General features: G+C 45.9%; 15 protein-coding genes. 11 read left to right on the forward strand and 4 right to left on the reverse strand.

Going from position 1 to position 18,069, the window contains the following annotated elements; all coding sequences use genetic code 11:
* Positions 1 to 317: 317 nt before the first annotated feature.
* On the forward strand, positions 318 to 1,208 hold the full coding sequence (nhaR, locus tag INR79_RS03195; RefSeq protein ID WP_004397914.1) for a transcriptional activator NhaR: 891 nt from the start codon (positions 318 to 320) through the stop codon (positions 1,206 to 1,208).
* A 127-nt stretch (positions 1,209 to 1,335) separates the two neighbouring features.
* Positions 1,336 to 1,632, forward strand: coding sequence for an ArsR/SmtB family transcription factor (locus tag INR79_RS03200; RefSeq protein ID WP_004397917.1), 297 nt, complete (start codon positions 1,336 to 1,338; stop codon positions 1,630 to 1,632).
* A gap of 154 nt (positions 1,633 to 1,786) precedes the next feature.
* Here the strand turns inward: INR79_RS03200 and rpsT are convergent, their stop codons facing one another.
* Complete coding sequence (gene rpsT, locus INR79_RS03205; protein WP_004397918.1) at positions 1,787 to 2,047, reverse strand: 30S ribosomal protein S20; 261 nt, start codon at positions 2,045 to 2,047, stop codon at positions 1,787 to 1,789.
* A 248-nt stretch (positions 2,048 to 2,295) separates the two neighbouring features.
* Between rpsT and murJ the strand changes: the two genes are divergently transcribed.
* From murJ to INR79_RS03240, 7 genes are all read left to right on the forward strand, one after another.
* Positions 2,296 to 3,855, forward strand: coding sequence for a murein biosynthesis integral membrane protein MurJ (murJ, locus tag INR79_RS03210; protein ID WP_022549706.1), 1,560 nt, complete (start codon positions 2,296 to 2,298; stop codon positions 3,853 to 3,855).
* Positions 3,856 to 3,974: 119 nt separating this feature from the next.
* Entirely contained in the window at positions 3,975 to 4,910 is a 936-nt protein-coding gene (ribF, locus tag INR79_RS03215; RefSeq protein WP_223095985.1) for a bifunctional riboflavin kinase/FAD synthetase, read from the forward strand.
* Between the two features lie 64 nt (positions 4,911 to 4,974).
* On the forward strand, positions 4,975 to 7,836 hold the full coding sequence (gene ileS, locus INR79_RS03220; protein ID WP_223095986.1) for an isoleucine--tRNA ligase: 2,862 nt from the start codon (positions 4,975 to 4,977) through the stop codon (positions 7,834 to 7,836).
* Between the two features lie 14 nt (positions 7,837 to 7,850).
* Positions 7,851 to 8,366 (forward strand): signal peptidase II, encoded by a 516-nt coding sequence (gene lspA, locus INR79_RS03225; protein WP_004397922.1) that lies wholly within the window; start codon positions 7,851 to 7,853, stop codon positions 8,364 to 8,366.
* Between the two features lie 166 nt (positions 8,367 to 8,532).
* Entirely contained in the window at positions 8,533 to 8,964 is a 432-nt protein-coding gene (gene fkpB / locus INR79_RS03230) for an FKBP-type peptidyl-prolyl cis-trans isomerase (RefSeq protein ID WP_004397923.1), read from the forward strand.
* 91 nt (positions 8,965 to 9,055) lie between these two features.
* The gene (gene ispH / locus INR79_RS03235; RefSeq protein ID WP_223095988.1) at positions 9,056 to 10,009 is read left to right on the forward strand and encodes a 4-hydroxy-3-methylbut-2-enyl diphosphate reductase; all 954 of its coding nucleotides are present in this window, start codon (positions 9,056 to 9,058) and stop codon (positions 10,007 to 10,009) included.
* 141 nt (positions 10,010 to 10,150) lie between these two features.
* Entirely contained in the window at positions 10,151 to 12,463 is a 2,313-nt protein-coding gene (locus INR79_RS03240) for an ATP-binding protein (protein ID WP_223095990.1), read from the forward strand.
* A 48-nt stretch (positions 12,464 to 12,511) separates the two neighbouring features.
* On the opposite strand, the gene INR79_RS03245 is transcribed toward INR79_RS03240, so the two are convergent.
* Complete coding sequence (locus tag INR79_RS03245) at positions 12,512 to 13,996, reverse strand: carbon starvation protein A (RefSeq protein ID WP_004397926.1); 1,485 nt, start codon at positions 13,994 to 13,996, stop codon at positions 12,512 to 12,514.
* A 429-nt stretch (positions 13,997 to 14,425) separates the two neighbouring features.
* Here INR79_RS03245 and INR79_RS03250 point away from each other — a divergent pair, with 429 nt between their 5' ends.
* Complete coding sequence (locus INR79_RS03250) at positions 14,426 to 15,511, forward strand: transporter substrate-binding protein (protein WP_223095991.1); 1,086 nt, start codon at positions 14,426 to 14,428, stop codon at positions 15,509 to 15,511.
* Between the two features lie 62 nt (positions 15,512 to 15,573).
* Positions 15,574 to 15,924: a DUF2799 domain-containing protein gene (locus tag INR79_RS03255; RefSeq protein WP_004397928.1), complete on the forward strand. Its 351-nt coding sequence runs from the start codon at positions 15,574 to 15,576 to the stop codon at positions 15,922 to 15,924.
* Between the two features lie 17 nt (positions 15,925 to 15,941).
* Here INR79_RS03255 and murQ read toward each other — a convergent pair whose 3' ends face one another.
* Entirely contained in the window at positions 15,942 to 16,862 is a 921-nt protein-coding gene (gene murQ / locus INR79_RS03260) for an N-acetylmuramic acid 6-phosphate etherase (RefSeq protein WP_223095992.1), read from the reverse strand.
* Positions 16,863 to 16,880: 18 nt separating this feature from the next.
* The gene (locus INR79_RS03265; protein ID WP_223095993.1) at positions 16,881 to 17,996 is read right to left on the reverse strand and encodes an anhydro-N-acetylmuramic acid kinase; all 1,116 of its coding nucleotides are present in this window, start codon (positions 17,994 to 17,996) and stop codon (positions 16,881 to 16,883) included.
* Between the last annotated feature and the right edge of the window lie 73 nt (positions 17,997 to 18,069).

The following is an 18,069-nucleotide window of genomic DNA, read 5'->3' on the forward strand; positions in this document are numbered from 1 at the left end:
ATGACATTTAGGTTTAAGAATGCATTTTTTGCTATTTTTTCTACGCAACCGATAAAGTGGAATTATGGTTCGTGTAAGATGTTGATTTAAATAAATTAAAAACTTTACTTGATAGGGTTAATAATAGGGTTCTATTGCGAAAATTTGTGGATATTTGCAATTTGTCACATTTTCTCTTTATGACAGTGTCATAAAAGTCATGACTGTGTTCGGTTTTATTCGATATTTTTAATTTTATTCATCGGAAATACCGAAAATATAGTGTCTTATTGTGATGCGTTGTATCATATGCCTAAGGATTTGACGGATAACAAAGCATGTCTCACTTAAATTACAACCATCTCTACTATTTTTGGATGGTATGCAAGCAAGGATCAGTAACAAAGGCTGCGGATGCACTTTTTCTTACGCCGCAGACTGTCACAGGGCAAATAAAAGCTCTAGAAGAAAGAATGGATGGCAAGCTCACTAAGCGAAATGGACGCAGTGTAGAACCAACCGAATTGGGACAGCTGGTTTTCAAATACGCTGACCGGATGTTTGGACTCAGCTACGAAATGTTAGATATCGTAAATTACAGTCAGCGTTCTAATATTCTGTTTGATGTCGGTGTGGCGGATGCTTTGTCTAAGCGATTAGTCAGCCGAATATTGATGACAACCGTGCCCGCTGATAACAGTATCCATTTGCGCTGCTTTGAATCGACACATGAATTGCTTCTTGAACAGCTCTCCCAGCACAAGCTGGATATGATTTTGTCTGACTGCCCAGTAGATTCAAGCCAGAGCCCCGGACTCTACAGTAAAAAACTGGGAGAGTGCCGAATGAGCTTTTTCAGTTCCAAACCGTTAGAGAATGAAACCTTCCCATCAGTATTCGAAAACCGAAAGCTGTTGCTTCCCGGCAGCCGTACTTCCATGGGGCGAAAAGTCATGCAATGGTTTGACAGACAAGGTATTCAACCAAATGTTCTCGGAGAGTTTGATGACGTGGCTTTAATGAAAGCATTCGCTCAAGATCATAAAGACGCACTCTTTCTGGCTCCTAGTTTGTACAAATCTGAGGTGGGAGATGACGTTTCATTGCATCTGGTTGGAGAGATTAATGAGCTGAAGGAAGAATACTTTGTTATATTCGCTGAGAGGATGATTCAACACCCTACAGTGAAAAATCTTTGTGATGCTGATTTCATTCAGCTCTTCTATTAACAGATTTCATTGTATTACTTCACATTGTTGTAATAACATTTATTTGAATAAGGACTTCAACTGACATAACACAAATAACAAGTTGAAGATGCAGTAACTTACGTTTATAGCCCATGGAGGCTGCTGAATGAACTTACAGGAAATGGAGCAGAAATCTGCTCAAGCTGTCGTCCTCTTGAAAGCGATGGCGAATGAAAGACGCTTGCAAATTTTGTGTATGTTACACAACAACGAACTTTCCGTCGGAGAACTTTGTTCTCACTTAGAATTGAGCCAATCGGCGCTGTCTCAACACTTAGCCTGGCTTAGAAGAGATGGTCTGGTGCAAACAAGAAAGGAAGCCCAGACGGTTTACTACTCTTTGAGCAGTTCTGAGGTGCAGCAAATGATCAAGCTGCTTCACTCTTTGTACTGTGAAGATTAAAAACCTAACTTAAATTTTGTTAAGCAACTATGTTGTGCTGAGGCCTTGGTTGTATAGCAACTTGGTTGTGAGAGAGCGTTGTTAACGCATCAGGCAAATTTAAGATATAAAAAAACCGGCAGAAGCCGGTTTTTTTCGCAATTCTAAACTCGAATTAAAGAGCTTTGATTGCTGCTGCGAAGCGAGACTTATGACGAGCAGCTTTATTCTTATGAATAAGACCTTTAGTCGCCATGCGGTCTAGGATCGGTGTAACTGCAGTGAATGCAGCAGTTGCAGCTTCTTTATCGCCAGCTTCGATAGCTGCGATAGTTTTCTTCATGTAAGTGCGCATCATAGAACGACGGCTAGCATTGTGCTGACGACGTTTTTCAGCTTGGATAGCGCGCTTCTTAGCAGATTTACTGTTTGCCAAGGGTCTAACTCCCAAAAACTTTAGTTCGGTGACAATTTAAGGGCGAGGAATATCCCCTATTTGCGCCTAAATGTCAAATGATTTGTGCAAAAACCCGCCTCATCCAAACAATCTTTGGAATAGAAGGTCATCGCGGTTAAGATGGCGTGGATTCTAACAGCATTTTTATACCATTGCTAATAAATATGTCTGCCAGCCAAACTAATCGGAGGCGGCGGATATTCTATTGTATTTCTTAGGGGACATTTGTGAGTAAAAAGCTGCTCAAGTCTGGCTTGATCGTCAGTATGATGACTTTTATTTCCAGAATACTGGGATTGGTAAGGGATGTGGTCGTAGCCAATTTGATGGGAGCAGGAGCCAGCGCAGATGTCTTCTTCTTTGCAAATAAGATTCCCAATTTTTTACGTCGACTTTTTGCAGAAGGTGCTTTTTCTCAGGCGTTTGTCCCTGTTCTGACGGAATATCATGCCAGTGGTGATAAAGACAAAACCCGAGAACTGATCGCCAGAGCGTCCGGTACTCTCGGGGTAATCGTTACTCTGGTGACATTCATTGGAGTATTAGGCTCCGGTGTCATTACGGCTCTGTTCGGATTCGGCTGGTTTCTGGACTGGCTGAACGGAGGACCTTCTTCCGATAAATTCGAACTTGCCAGCTTTCTACTAAAAATCACTTTCCCCTATTTGTGGTTCATCACTTTTGTGGCTCTTTCTGGCGCAATACTGAACACCATCGGAAAGTTTGCGGTGTCTTCTTTTACGCCTGTTTTCCTCAACATCATGATCATTGGCTCCGCACTGGTTATCTCTCCGAGGCTAGAGCAACCTGAAGTGGGTTTAGCTATAGGCGTATTCCTAGGCGGTTTGGTGCAGTTTCTCTTTCAAATCCCATTCCTTATAAAAGAGGGAATGTTGGTTAAGCCGAAATGGGGATGGCGTGACCCTGGGGTAGTGAAAATCCGTACCCTGATGATTCCCGCACTTTTTGGAGTGTCTGTCAGCCAGATAAACTTACTGTTTGATACTTTCATTGCCAGTTTTCTTGCCACAGGTTCCATCAGTTGGCTCTACTATTCTGACCGGTTGCTCGAGTTTCCATTGGGTTTGTTTGGGATTGCTATTGCAACAGTGATATTACCCGCTCTTTCCCGAAAGCATGTGGATGCGCAGAGCGATGGGTTTGCGCATACCATGGACTGGGGCGTTCGAATGGTGCTCTTGCTTGGTGTTCCCGCTATGTTGGGGTTGATCGTCTTATCAAAGCCGATGCTGATGGTGCTTTTCATGCGAGGTGAGTTCACTCCTCAAGATGTAGAGTTTGCGTCTATGTCGTTGATTGCCTACGCCTCAGGCTTATTGAATTTTATGCTGATCAAGGTATTGGCTCCTGGGTATTACTCCCGTCAGGACACCAAAACACCCGTCAAATACGGCATCATTGCAATGGTATCGAACATGGTATTTAACGCGATTTTCGCGTGGTTTTATGGCTATGTTGGCTTGGCTATTGCCACAGCGCTTTCCGCTCTAGTTAATATGGGGCTTTTGTATCGTGGGTTGCACCGTCAAAAGGTATACCGTATCACTAAAGAAACCATTCTGTTCTCTTTGAAACTTATCCTTGCTGGTGGTGCTATGGTCACTGCGGTGCTGTGGTTAAATCCATCAATGGACACGTGGTTGACCTGGAGCTTTGGTTACCGTTGTCTGCAGCTCGCTATGATGATAGGTGCCGGAGCGTTGGTTTATCTGATTTCGGTCGTGGTGTTAGGTGTAAGAATTCGCCACTTAAAAGCCTTATCTTAATGAGTAGATTATTTTAGGAGCGAAACTCGCATCTTATTGCTATTTGGGTATATAATCCGTCGGTTTCGTGCACAATAAATTAAAAGAACAACGGCAAGTGAGCCTAAGCTAGAGATTTCATGGAGTTAATCCGAGGTATACACAATATTCAGCCCCGACATAAAGGGTGCGTTTTGACCATTGGTAATTTTGATGGTGTCCATTTGGGGCATCAGCAAGTGCTGAAACAAGTATCTGAGCAAGCTCGTAAGATGGGATTGCCTACCATGGTCATGACATTTGAACCTCAACCTATGGAATTCTTTGCCAGGCATAAAGCGCCGGCAAGGCTGACTCGCTTGCGTGATAAAGTCGTTCAGCTAAAAAAATTAAACATCGAACGACTAATCTGTGTGAATTTTAATGCTGGCTTTTCCAGCCTGACCGCTGAATGCTTTGTTAAAGATCTTCTGGTTGAAAAACTGAACGTAAAGTTCCTTGTTGTGGGGGACGACTTTAGCTTTGGAAAAAATCGTACTGGCAACTTTGAGATGCTGGAAAAAGCAGGAAAAGAGTTCGGTTTTGATGTTGTTAGCACTCAAAGCTTCAAAATGAACAAACTTCGTGTCAGCAGCACCGCAATTCGCGAAGCTCTGGCGAACGATGATTTTTCCAGTGCAGAAGAGATGCTCGGTCGACCATATAGCATTAATGGTCGGGTATCACACGGGAGAAAACTTGGTCGAACCATTGGGTTCCCAACGGCGAATATCCCGCTAAAACGTTGTGTATCACCTGTATCTGGTGTGTACGTTGTTGAAGTCCATGGCATTGACGGCAAAGCATATGGAGGCGTGGCAAATATCGGTCAGCGCCCCACGGTCAATGGTGTGAGACAACAACTTGAAGTGCATTTGTTTGATTTCAATTCAAACTTGTACGGTAAACAACTGGAAGTATCATTGCTTCATAAACTGAGAGACGAGAAAAAATTCGACTCTCTTGATGCGTTAACAGCGCAAATTGAATTGGATGCTGAGGCAGCAAGGGTGTGGCTGCATCAGCTTAATGGTTAAGTGGTTTAGTCCACCACTTAGCATAATGTCTAACTTTCGCCCAACATAACGGAATTAAGAATCGATGAGTGAGTATAAAGATACCCTGAACTTACCTGAAACAGGGTTTCCGATGCGCGGCAATCTGGCTAATCGCGAGCCAGAAATGCTTAAGCGTTGGTACAAAGAAGATCTGTACGGAGAAATCCGTAAAGCCAAAAAAGGCAAGAAGTCATTTGTTTTGCACGATGGTCCTCCATATGCGAACGGTGATATTCACATTGGTCACGCACTGAACAAGATTCTTAAAGACATTATTATTAAATCCAAAACACTTTCAGGTTTTGACGCACCTTACATTCCTGGCTGGGACTGCCACGGTCTACCTATTGAATTGATGGTAGAGAAAAAGGTTGGTAAGCCAGGTCAAAAAGTTACTGCGGCTGAGTTCCGTGATAAATGTCGCCAATACGCACAAGGCCAGGTTGAAGGTCAGAAAGAGAGCTTCAAACGCCTTGGTATTCTTGGTGAGTGGGACAAACCTTACCGCACAATGGACTTCGCAACTGAAGCCAACATCATCCGTGCGCTAGGTAAGATTGCTGACCAGGGTCACCTGCTGAAAGGCTTTAAGCCCGTTCATTGGTGTACCGATTGTGGAAGCGCATTGGCTGAAGCTGAAGTGGAATACAAAGATAAAGTATCTCCTTCAATCGATGTACGATTCAAAGCTGCTGATGAAGCCGCGCTGCTGTCTAAGTTCAACTTGACCGAAGGTCATGAAGGGCAGGGCGATATCTCCATCGTTATCTGGACAACTACACCGTGGACGCTGCCTGCGAACCGTGCTGTATGTTTGCGTGACGATCTTGAGTATGTGCTAATCCAAACAGAAGGCGATGACTCATCTGAAAACAAGGCTGAGCGTATCATCGTGGCTTCTGAGCTGGCGAAAGACGTCATGGATCGTGCTGGCATTGAAAACTTCCACAACCTTGGTTTCGCGAAAGGTGCGGATCTGGAGCTGACTCAGTTCAACCACCCGTTCTACGATTTCTCTGTTCCAGCTATTCTTGGTGATCACGTCACAACAGAATCCGGTACTGGTGTGGTTCATACAGCGCCAGGTCACGGTCAGGAAGACTTTGCAGTAGGTCAGAAATACGGCTTGGAAGTTGCAAACCCAGTAGGTTCTAACGGTGTGTATCTGCCAGATACGGAACTGTTCGCTGGTCAACACGTATTTAAAGCTAACGATGCTGTGGTTGAAGTGCTGAGAGAAAGAGGCGCATTGCTGCATCACCACGCTTACGAACACAGCTATCCCCATTGCTGGCGTCACAAGACCCCAATCATCTTCCGTGCGACACCACAGTGGTTTGTGTCGATGGATCAGGCGGGTCTGCGTGCCAAAGCACTGGAAGCCATCAAAGGTGTTCAGTGGATGCCTGAGTGGGGTCAAAGCCGTATTGAAGGGATGATTGAAGGTCGTCCTGAATGGTGTATCTCACGTCAGCGCACGTGGGGCGTGCCAATTGCTCTGTTCGTTCATAAAGAAACCGCTGAACTGCACCCTAACTCTCTAGAGTTGATCGAAAAGGTTGCTCAGCTTGTTGAGCAGAAAGGCATTCAGGCATGGTGGGACGTAGATTCTGCTGAGCTTCTGGGTGAAGAAGCAGACAAATACGAGAAAGTGTTGGATACGCTAGATGTATGGTTCGATTCTGGTGTTACTCACTTCTCAGTGGTTGATTCTCGTGAAGAATACTTGTTCCCTAGTGAAGAAAGGGGCAACAGCGCTGACTTGTATCTAGAAGGTTCTGACCAACACCGTGGGTGGTTCCAGTCATCGCTGATTTCATCCATTGCGATGAAAGGCGAAGCGCCATACAAGCAAGTTCTGACGCATGGCTTCGTGGTAGACGGTCACGGTCGCAAGATGTCTAAGTCCATCGGTAACGTTGTTGCACCGAAAGATGTGACCAACAAACTTGGTGCAGATATCCTGCGTCTATGGGTGGCTTCTACGGATTACACTGGCGAAGTTGCGGTATCTGATGAAATCCTTAAGCGAAGTGCGGACGCATACCGTCGTATTCGTAATACCTCTCGCTTCTTCCTGGCAAACCTGAGCGGTTTCAACCCAGAAACAGACATTGTGCCAGCAGATGAAATGGTGGCATTGGATCGCTGGGCTGTAGGTCGCGCACTTGCTGCACAAGAAGAGATCATCAAAGCATACGACGAGTACAACACGCACGCGGTTATGCAGCGTCTGATGCAGTTCTGCTCCATCGAGATGGGTTCTTTCTACCTAGACATCATCAAAGATCGTCAGTACACCGCGAAACGTGGCGGACACGCACAACGCAGCTGTCAAACGGCGCTGTACTACATCGTAGAAGCTCTGGTTCGCTGGATGGCACCTATCATGTCGTTCACAGCGGATGAAATCTGGAACCAGATGCCAGGCGAGCGTGGCAAGTTTGTATTTGCTGATGAGTGGTTCGATGGTCTGTTTGGTCTGGCTGAAGGTGAAGAGCTAAGCAACGAATTCTGGACTGAAATCCAACAAATCCGTGATGCTGTGAACAAGCAACTGGAATCTGCTCGTAATGAGAAAGTGATTGGTGGTGCACTTCAGGCAGAGGTAACACTTTACGCGGAAGATGCATTGGCTGCCAAAATGAACAAATTGGAAGATGAACTGCGTTTCGTACTTCTGATCTCTAAGGCAACGGTTCGAGCGCTGGCAGAGAAACCTGAATCTGCTCAGTCAACCGACGTTGAAGGTTTGTTTGTGGAAGTGAAAGCTTCTGAAGACCCGAAATGTGATCGTTGTTGGCACCATTCTCCAGACGTAGGCACAATTAAAGGTCACGAAAAGATTTGTGGTCGCTGCGTGTCAAACGTTGATGGTGACGGTGAAGTTCGTAAGTTCGCTTAATAATTGGATTGAATATGAGTGAACAAGCGGTATCGCTAAAACAATCAGGAGTCCGCTGGCTTTGGCTGGCGGTGCTCGTCTTTATTGCGGACATCGGCATCAAGTTCGTGGTGATGGAAAACATGGGGTACGGTTGGGCAAATCGCATTGAGATATTGCCATTCTTTAACCTGCTGTATGTTCACAACTACGGAGCGGCATTTAGTTTTCTAAGTGATCAAGCTGGCTGGCAACGCTGGTTTTTCACCGCAATTGCGTTTGTTGTTTCTGGTGTGTTAATACACTGGATGAGCAAACTGCCAAGTTCAGAAAAGTGGAATAACATCGCTTATGCCATGATCATTGGTGGAGCATTAGGGAATGTTTTTGATCGCCTTGTACATGGCTATGTGGTCGATTATCTAGACTTTTTCTGGGGTGACTACCATTGGCCTGCATTCAATCTAGCTGACTCTGGAATAGTACTTGGTGCAGCAATGATAATCCTTGATGGATTCCGTAAAAAGCCAGAAGAACCTGCTCAGTCATGATGGCTTAAATCGAATAACCCTAAGCGCTGTCCGTTGATTCGGACGGCGCTTTTTAATATAAAGGCTAAAAAATTGGACCGTGCGCTATTTTTTAAGTAATGCACCCAGCACCATTGCAGTCCGTATTAAAGCCAAAGCCCAATAACACAATTAAGGACAACCCTCTGTGACAACAATTACTAATGATTCGGCTGTAACGCTCCATTTTACCATTAAGTTGAACGACGGCTCTGTGGCCGACAGCACTCACAGCATGGGCAAGCCAGCTAAGTTTGCCATGGGTGATGGAAGCCTGAGTGAAAATTTTGAGAAAGCACTGCTGGGCTTGGTAGAGGGCGAAAACAAAAGCATTGAACTGGCGGCAGACGATGCGTTTGGTCAGCCAAATCCAGATAATATTCACCATATGGACAGAGCCCGATTTATCGGCGAAGAAAAAGTCGAAGTGGGCACCATCATGGCGTTTTCCGGAAAAGATGGCATGGAAATCCCAGGTATTATCACTGATATTTCAGGGGATTCAGTAACCGTCGATTTTAACCATCCTCTTGCAGGGCAAGATGTGATTTTCGAAGTTGAAATCTTAGGTGTGGAATAAGCGGTAACAAATCCCTCTATCCCTTGACTGCTGTTTGCTTGAGCGGCAATAGGGATGACGGTAAACTACGCGCCATAAAAACGATAGTACTATGAGCAATGAAATGAAAATACTGTTAGCAAACCCTCGCGGCTTTTGTGCCGGGGTTGACCGCGCCATCAGCATCGTTGAAAGGGCGCTGGAAATGTATCAACCACCAATCTATGTGCGCCATGAAGTTGTGCACAACCGCTTTGTGGTTGAGGGTTTGAAGCAACGTGGTGCTATCTTTGTTGAAGAGCTGCATGAAGTGCCAGACGATAACATTGTGATTTTCTCTGCTCATGGCGTATCACAAGCAGTAAGAAAAGAAGCCAAACGCCGCAAGTTAACGGTGTTTGATGCGACTTGCCCATTGGTAACGAAAGTGCATATGGAAGTGGCACGTGCCAGCCGACGCAATATGGAAGTGGTTCTGATTGGTCACGCAGGTCACCCTGAAGTTGAAGGCACCATGGGGCAGTATGATAGTGACACCGGCGGCATGTATCTGGTGGAGACCCCAGAGGATGTTGAAAAGCTGGTAGTGAAAGATCCAACCAACTTCCACTATGTAAGCCAGACGACGCTGTCTGTAGATGAAACGGCAGACGTTATTGAAGAACTGCGTCGTGTTTTCCCGGAAATTCAGGGACCTCGTAAAGACGACATTTGCTATGCCACGCAAAACCGTCAGGATGCAGTGCGCATTCTGGCTACTCAGGTTGATGTGCTGGTGGTCGTCGGTTCAAAAAATTCCTCGAATTCTACTCGCCTGAAAGAGCTGGCTGAAAAGCTGGGCACGCCGGGTCACCTGATTGACTGCCCAGAGGCAATTGAAGAGCATTGGTTTGAGAATGCCTCACTCGTTGGGGTAACCGCAGGAGCATCAGCGCCAGAAGAGTTGGTAAACCAAATTCTTGATCGCATTAAAGAACTCGGTGCGAACGATGTGGAAGAAGTTCTTGGACGCGAAGAGAATATGTTTTTCGAAGTGCCGCGCGAGTTACAGGTACGAGAAGTCTGAAAAATCACGACTAAATCAACAAATAAAGCCCCGAAACCTTCGGGGCTTTACTATTTTTAAAGTAGAGTAATAGGAATGATCTTGATAACAAGCATGTTGCACCGATCATCAAACCAATAAAACAGGGAGGTTGGAAACGGAATGCAGTTCAATTCGTGGTTTTCCGCTAACAGCTCGATCAAAAGAAAGCTCTGGCTAATCACTGTTTTTATACTGGCGGTGGTGTCAGTTTTTACATGGATATCCATTTCCTCACTCAGTGCCTATCAACAGGCAAATACGGAATATCGTGAAGAAGTGTCTTCACGCATCAACTTGCTTCAGCAGCTTCGGTATCAGTTAGGGTATGACGGGGCGATTCATCAATTCAAAAACTACGTACTACGTGGAAAAAACAAAGATCGCGATGCCTCTTTAGAACGCTTTAAACAGGCAAAATTGGTCATTGCTGAATACAAAACACTGAACCTAACTATTTCTGAAAAGCACGCTCTTGAAGCGGTCGATCGCGTTATCACCGAATACCAAAGTAAACTCTTCCAATTACCCGTGGAATATCATCAAAGTCTGACCATAGATCAAATTGATGATCAGGCTAGAGTCGATGATGAACCCGCGATTCATGCGCTCAATAATCTGGAACATACCGCTAAGGATCGCGAAGGGGAACAACTGACTAAGGTAAATGCGCTGTTTTCTGAAATGCGATGGAAAGTCGTGATAGCGACTATCGTGATTTTTTTGGTTTCCATTGTATGTATGACCTGGCTCTACCGAACCCTGACCCGCCGATTGAAACAGTTTGCCCAATACAGCGAAAAGCTACAAAAGAGTGTCTACCACCATGAGCCCGCTCAAAACGAAACGCTTTCCTGGGAAGGAGATGAACTGAATGAGATCGCAGGTAACCTTGAAAAAATCATCGAGCTTTTAAGGTGCGAAAAAGATCGGGCTGAGCAGTCGAGCAGATCAAAAACAGAATTTCTTGCGGTGGTGTCCCATGAAATCCGAACACCCATGAACGGTGTATTGGGAATTGCGCAGTTACTTCAAAAAACGGACTTGAGTGACAGTCAGCGAAGTCATCTGCAAAACCTCCATGAGTCAGGTGAGCACATGATGACGCTGCTTAACGAGATCCTGGATTTTTCCAAGATAGAGCAGGGAAAGTTCGAGCTTGATAATCATCCTTTTGCTTTTACTCATCTGATGGGGTCGGTCAGCAGTATCTACCAGTCGTTAGCGGAAGAAAAAGGTGTCGATCTCTACATTGATAACAAAGTTGCTCCAGACCGCTGGGTGAACTCCGACAAAGCGCGTGTTCGTCAGGTGATGTTTAACTTGTTGAACAACGCCATTAAGTTTACCGAAAAAGGCTTTATAGAACTGAAAGTTGAAGAGCAAATTGAAGGTGAAAAAACGGTTCTGACGGTTTCTATCAAAGATACCGGAATCGGTATGAGCGTAGAAACACTCAAACGCTTATTTAATCCGTTCGAACAGGCTGACAGTTCTACCACTCGAAAATACGGTGGTACAGGGCTTGGATTATCTATTGTCTTCCGGCTGGTGAAACAAATGGGTGGAGACATAAAAGTAGCCAGCGAGCTCGAAATGGGGAGCTGTTTTACCGTTACCATGCCATTGGCACTTGCAGAGCCTCAGCTTGCGGTTGTGCAAGATACCCGACCACTCAATTACAACGGACTCACAGCGCTGATTGTTGAAGACAACCGACTTAATGCCATGGTGCTCCAGTCTATGCTCAAGCAATGCGGGTTTGTAACCGAGTGCATTGAGAATGGCGAACTGGCTTATGAGCTGACAAAAACCAAGACCTTCAATCTGATACTGATGGACAACCACATGCCAGTGAAAGATGGCATTGAGGCAACGTACCTGATTCGTCAGGACTCACTCAATAAGAACACGTTGATTCTTGGCTGCACCGCTGATTTGTTTAAAGAGACTCGAGACAAGATGAAACAGGCAGGGGTCGATAATCTGATTGCCAAACCAGTGGTAGAGAGGGAGCTGCACGAGACGTTAAGCAGTTACGCGGAAAAGCTGTTCCCGAATGGGATTATCTACAAGCAAACTGAAAGCGCTAACACACATGCAGACACCGATACCGTAGACATCAATCTCATTATGCGCAAAAACGCTGTCGCTTACGACGTGATGCCAGTGTTTATTAACAATGTGATTGAAGAGGCGTTATCAGCGGTGACGGATCTGAATACAGCGCAACAAAATCAGGATTTGGAAAACATAACAGCAAGTGCGAAGGTACTCAGTAGTCTGTTCGAGAAAGTTGCCTTGTCTGGCATGGTAGTGCTGGCGGATCTGGTGGCTAAGCAGAAAAAAATGGATGACCAACAGATTAATCAACTGTTCGAGCTTACCCATCAGTGGCTTGATGAGTTATGTCTTATCGCGGAAGAATGTGGATGAAAAAAGGGCTCTGAGAGCCCTTTTAAAATTCATGTTAGGATAAGTTTGTTAAGCGGTCTTGGCTGTTGAAGAAGGTGTTTCTTCGTCTGCCAGTTCCGTTTCTCCTTTCCCTTTTGATGTCTTAATAACGTATGCGGTAATCAGCAGTGCTGTCACAATGCCACCCACCGTAGAGACGTTCATCGGCAAACCAAAACCAAGCTGGCTATTACTCATGATAAAGCTCACACATACCGTTGTCATAAAGATAGCAGGGACAGTGGTAATCCAATGCAGTTTGTTGTGACGTAGCAGGTATGCAGAAGCTGTCCATAGCATCATGGTTGCTGTCGACTGGTTTGCAAATCCGAAGTAGCGCCAGATAACACCGAAATCAACCTGAGTCAGAATACCGCCAAGAACAAACAGTGGAACAGCCATCAATAAGCGGTTGCGCAGTGTCTTCTGCTCCATGTTGAAGTATTCAGCCAGAATCAGGCGGCTAGAGCGGAACGCAGTATCACCAGAAGTGATTGGAAGAATCACCACGCCCAGGAATGCCAGAACACCACCAAATACACCAAGCAGACCAAACGAAGCGCTGTACACAACGTTACCCGGACCACCATTTGCAATGGCTTCAGATAAGGAATCCACCGAGCCGAAGAAAGACAGAGCCAGTGCACACCAGATAAGTGCAATGACACCTTCACCGATCATCGCACCGAAGAAGATGAAGCGACCGTTCTTTTCGTTTTGCATGCAGCGGGCCATCAGAGGAGACTGCGTAGCGTGGAAGCCAGAGATAGCACCACATGCGATGGTGATAAACAGTGCTGGCCACAGAGGCAAGTCATTAGGATTCATGTTAGTGAACATGTCCGTGACTTCAAAACCACCCATAACCGTATGCTCATCAGATAGAGCAATGGCAGAAATCAGACCAACCGACATAAAGATAAGCAGTGCTCCAAATACTGGGTAGAAGCGACCAATGATTTTGTCGACAGGAACAACGGTTGCGATGATGTAGTAAGCAAAAATGATCACTACCATGCTAGTCATAGTAACGGAGAAGTCCGTCTGGTCATTGATGAGGTTCGTAATCATGCCAGCGGGAGCGGAAACAAACACCACACCAACAAGCAGCAGAAGAATAATGGCAAATATATTCATAAAGTGTTTTGCGCCATTACCCAGGTAGCGACCTGTGATGCTTGGTACTGATGCTCCGCCGTTGCGTACAGAAAGCATGCCAGAGAAGTAGTCGTGCACGGCACCTGCGAAGATACAACCCAGCACGATCCACAACATGGCCGCAGGACCATACAATGCCCCCATGATTGGACCAAAAATAGGTCCCACGCCAGCAATGTTCAGTAGCTGAACCAGATACACTTTTTTGTTCGACATAGGAACATAGTCCACGCCGTCTTGTTTTGAGTAAGCGGGTGTCTGTCGGTTTTCTTTAATTCCGAATACCTTCTCTACAAACGTCCCATAAATAAAGTAGCCGCCAATCAGTGCAGCGACACACATGAGAAACCACAACATATTTCACGCCCCGTGTCTTGTTTTAACCTTTCAGACTGGATAGTACGCTTCCCTCATGTCCACTTCATTCTGCTTGGTCGTGAGTGGTGGAATAGCAAGTTAAGTGGCAGTTATCAGAAATAAGTGGTTTGAACAAAAATACAAAAACAGATAAGTCGCAGAGCTGAGAATATGGCTTGTGAAGAGAAAGTGGCTTTGTCATAACCTCATGAAAATAAGAAATATGTTGCTATAAAATCTGTCTCTATATTGAGAATTTACGAGGTGAAGCAATTGTAACCAGCCTTGAGTTTTCTCTACGGCTCGGCTAGATATGAGCATAAATAAAAAGAAAATGAGCTAATTAATAAATTGAATGCGAAAGCACGAGATTTAGCCCAACTACAAAACGTCATGGCTTGATGAGATGGATATTTGTGTAGGGGGAGAATGATGAATACCATTCCCGTAGGCGTGCTTTATTCCAGCCAAAGCCAGTATAGAAAAGTCAGTTACCAGACATTAATCGGTACTCAGTTCGGCATTGCTCAGGTTAATGCAAATCCACATTTCGACTTCAAGCTCGGAGCCGTACACAAAGATCCGTTTGGTCAGAAAAATACCTACATTAATCATGCTCGTCAGCTACAAAAGCAGGGCATTGAACACCTTTTCGGAACCACGACTATCGATTCCCGATTACGTGTGTTGGAATCGATGGAAGGCGATTCAGCTCTGCTCTGGTCTTCCGCTTTATCTGGCAAACAGCAACACTTCGATTCACTGGTTGAATTTGGCGCATCCCCAGACAGTTACTTGTTGCCACTTCTCGAATACGCCTTTCAGGAAGAAGGGACAAAGTGTGCCATCGTAAGCCCGAATGACCAGCTTGGGTGGGAACTCAGTGAGATGACGACCTCGTATGTCAAAACTGGCGGTGGGACTCTTACCTTTGACAACTACTACCGTGAAGGTTGCCGTACTTTCCACTACACCATTCGTTCATTGTTGACTCACCGACCCGACTTCGTTGTGAATCACTTGATGGGGGAGGCGAGTTACGCCTTTTTGACTGAGCTGAACAGAGACTGGGATGGACGCTCACTCACAGTACTCTGCTCACACATGAGCCGCAGCGAATCCGTGGCACTGGGCAAACTGGACAAGATTCGCGTACTCAATGCGAGTTGCTTCTTCGAGCCTGTTAACCCGTTATTTACTCAACGGGTATATCGCGATCTGTCTAAAGTTTACGTATCAGGCGGCTTTGTTTCATCCTACCTGTCTGTTCTGGCCTTTGGGTATGCGGTCAACCTTGCTAAATCGACAGAGCCAGGTGCCGTTCGTCGGGCTCTAGGTGAAGTTCATCTACCGACGCCTTTTGGCGACTCCGTTTCGGTAATCGAACAACGCATTGAGTTACCTACGTATCTGGCGGAATTGAGTGGCGACAATGTGACTTTAATTCAAGCTTCTTCCGATATCTCAATGCGTCCGGCTCATATTGCAAAATCCAATCGACTCGTACTGGAATAAATCAGGCAAAATCAGGCGTTTCATCGTACACTGATAATTCAATATAACGATCAGGTATGGCGATGAAACAACGATTAGTGGCTTTAGTGATGGGACTCTTGCTGGTCGGCTGTTCCGGCAGCGAATTCTTATCGGGTGACAGTGATTGGTATTCGATCGGTTACCGCGATGGTGTGAAAGGGCAGACCCAACGTTCTTTTCAGGATCTAGCGGAATATGGGCAGGTCAATCACGCCGATTACGATCAGGGTTACCTGGTTGGTGTTCAGGAGTATTGTAACCCGGCATTTGCGTATCAAATTGGCTTGTCTGGCAGCTTTTATGAAGGTGTGTGCGAGGGAATGCCAGATGCGCAGAAATTCCGAATGGAGTGGCAAAGAGGCTGGAATCAAAGATCGGGGAATGGCGAATAGCCTTCCCCAAATAAAACCTAAACCAGATCCTGAACGGCTTTTCTCAAGAATCCCTGCTGTTTTGATAGTTGTGCTTTTGCGCTGCTTAAATCCATTCCCGTTAATATCATCAGAATAGCCAGTTTCACATCATACTGAGTCTCAATTAACATGGTTTTCGCGTCTTCTTTACTGCATTCCGTTGCCTGAACGACAATACGTACGGCTCTTGCAATCAATTTTTCATTACTGGCTTTCACATCCACCATCAGGTTTTGATAGCTCTTACCTATTCGGATCATGCTGGCAGTCGTCAGCATATTGAGTACTAGCTTTTGAGCGGTGCCAGACTTCAGGCGGGTAGAGCCTGTCAGTGCTTCGGGACCCACAACAGGGCTGATTGCCAGTTTGGCACATTGTGCGATCGGGGACTCTGGGTTGCAGGACAGTGCAATGCTGTAAGCTCCAATGTGATTGGCGTATTCCAGACCTCCAATCACATAAGGCGTTCTTCCGCTTGCAGCGATTCCGACAACCACATCATTTGAACTGAGCGAGATTTTTTCCAGGTCTTGCTGACCAAAAGCTTGGCTGTCTTCTGCCCCTTCTTTGGCTTTGAACATCGCGTCTTTTCCGCCAGCTATCAAACCAATCACCATCTGATCAGAAACCCCAAAGGTAGGCGGGCATTCAGACGCATCCAGAACACCTAACCGACCACTGGTCCCCGCACCAATGTAAATCAGCCTTCCACTCTTTTGAAAAGCTTCAGCAATTCGGTCTACTGCTGTAGCAATCTGAGGCAGTTCCTTTTCAATCGCAGCAGGGACCTGTTTATCCTGATGATTAAGCTTTTTGACGATATCCAGAGAGGAGAGTAAATCGATGTCCATGGTTTCTGGGTTTCGACCTTCAGAGACCAAATGCGCCAAAGCAGAAAGTAATGCGTCGTTAGCCATGATGTTGCCTTATGAGCTTTAGTTTGAAGGATATATTACACCCAAAGAAGCGGGCTTGCTTGCTCCTGTGACTTCAGGAAGGTTGCTTGGCAATCCATGAATACGTCTATGAGCCAGCCAAGCAAAAGCCATGGCTTCCATGAACTCACTGTCGATACCGCGATCTTTGGTGTCCGCTACTGTCCAATCAGGAAGTAATGTACCCAGTCGCTCCATTAGGGCGGGGTTCATTGCACCACCACCGCATACCAGTAAGGTAGGAGCGGAACCTGATATGTGTTTTTCTACCTCCTGGGCGATACTGACTGCGGTTAACTCAAGTAACGTTGCCTGAATGTCTTCAATGGTGTGGTTATTTACGGACTCAAACTGTGCCAACCAGTTTACATTGAATAGCTCGCGTCCCGTGCTTTTGGGGGAAGGTAACTCAAAATAGGCTTCATTTAAAAACTGGTTGAGAAGGACTGGTACCACCTTTCCGGAACGGGCAAGTTGACCGTCTTTATCGTATGGTGAATGCGTATGTTTGAAGCACCAGGCGTCCATCAACATATTCCCGGGGCCTGTGTCGTAGCCAACTGTGGGGTGAGTTGGGTGCAATACAGAGATATTTGCAATGCCGCCAATATTCAGGATAACCGTTGTAGAGTCGCCACTGCCAAACAGCCAGCGATGAAAAGCAGGAACCAGCGGAGCACCTTGACCACCTAATGCCATGTCTTTTCGACGGAAATCAGCCACGGTATCAATCCCGGTCTCTACTGCGATGAGGTTTGCGTCACCAAGCTGCATGGTGAATCGGGGAGTGGTATCTGGCTGATGAAACAAGGTTTGACCGTGGCAACCAACCGCTCGGATGCTTTCTGAGGAGAGTTCTTTAGCCTCGATAAACGTATTCACACTTTTAGCAAACAGCTTACCCAAATCGTGGTCGAGTTCCCCAATCGCTTTCACGCTGGTGGTTTGCCCTTCGCATACCGAGAGGACTCGCTGTTTTACCTCTGGTGGCATTGGATGTACGTAGCTATCAATAAGCGTGATGTCACTTTCTGAGATTTCTACCAGCGCAACGTCAACGCCATCCAGACTCGTTCCCGACATGACGCCAATGTAGTATTCGTTTTGATTTGCCACGTAGCTCTCCCTAACGTGAAATTGACTGACTCCACGATTCAATATCTGTAATAATAAAGCGATCGTTTGAATA

The organism is Vibrio sp. SCSIO 43132, assembly GCF_019904195.1.
Lineage (GTDB): Bacteria > Pseudomonadota > Gammaproteobacteria > Enterobacterales > Vibrionaceae > Vibrio > Vibrio nigripulchritudo.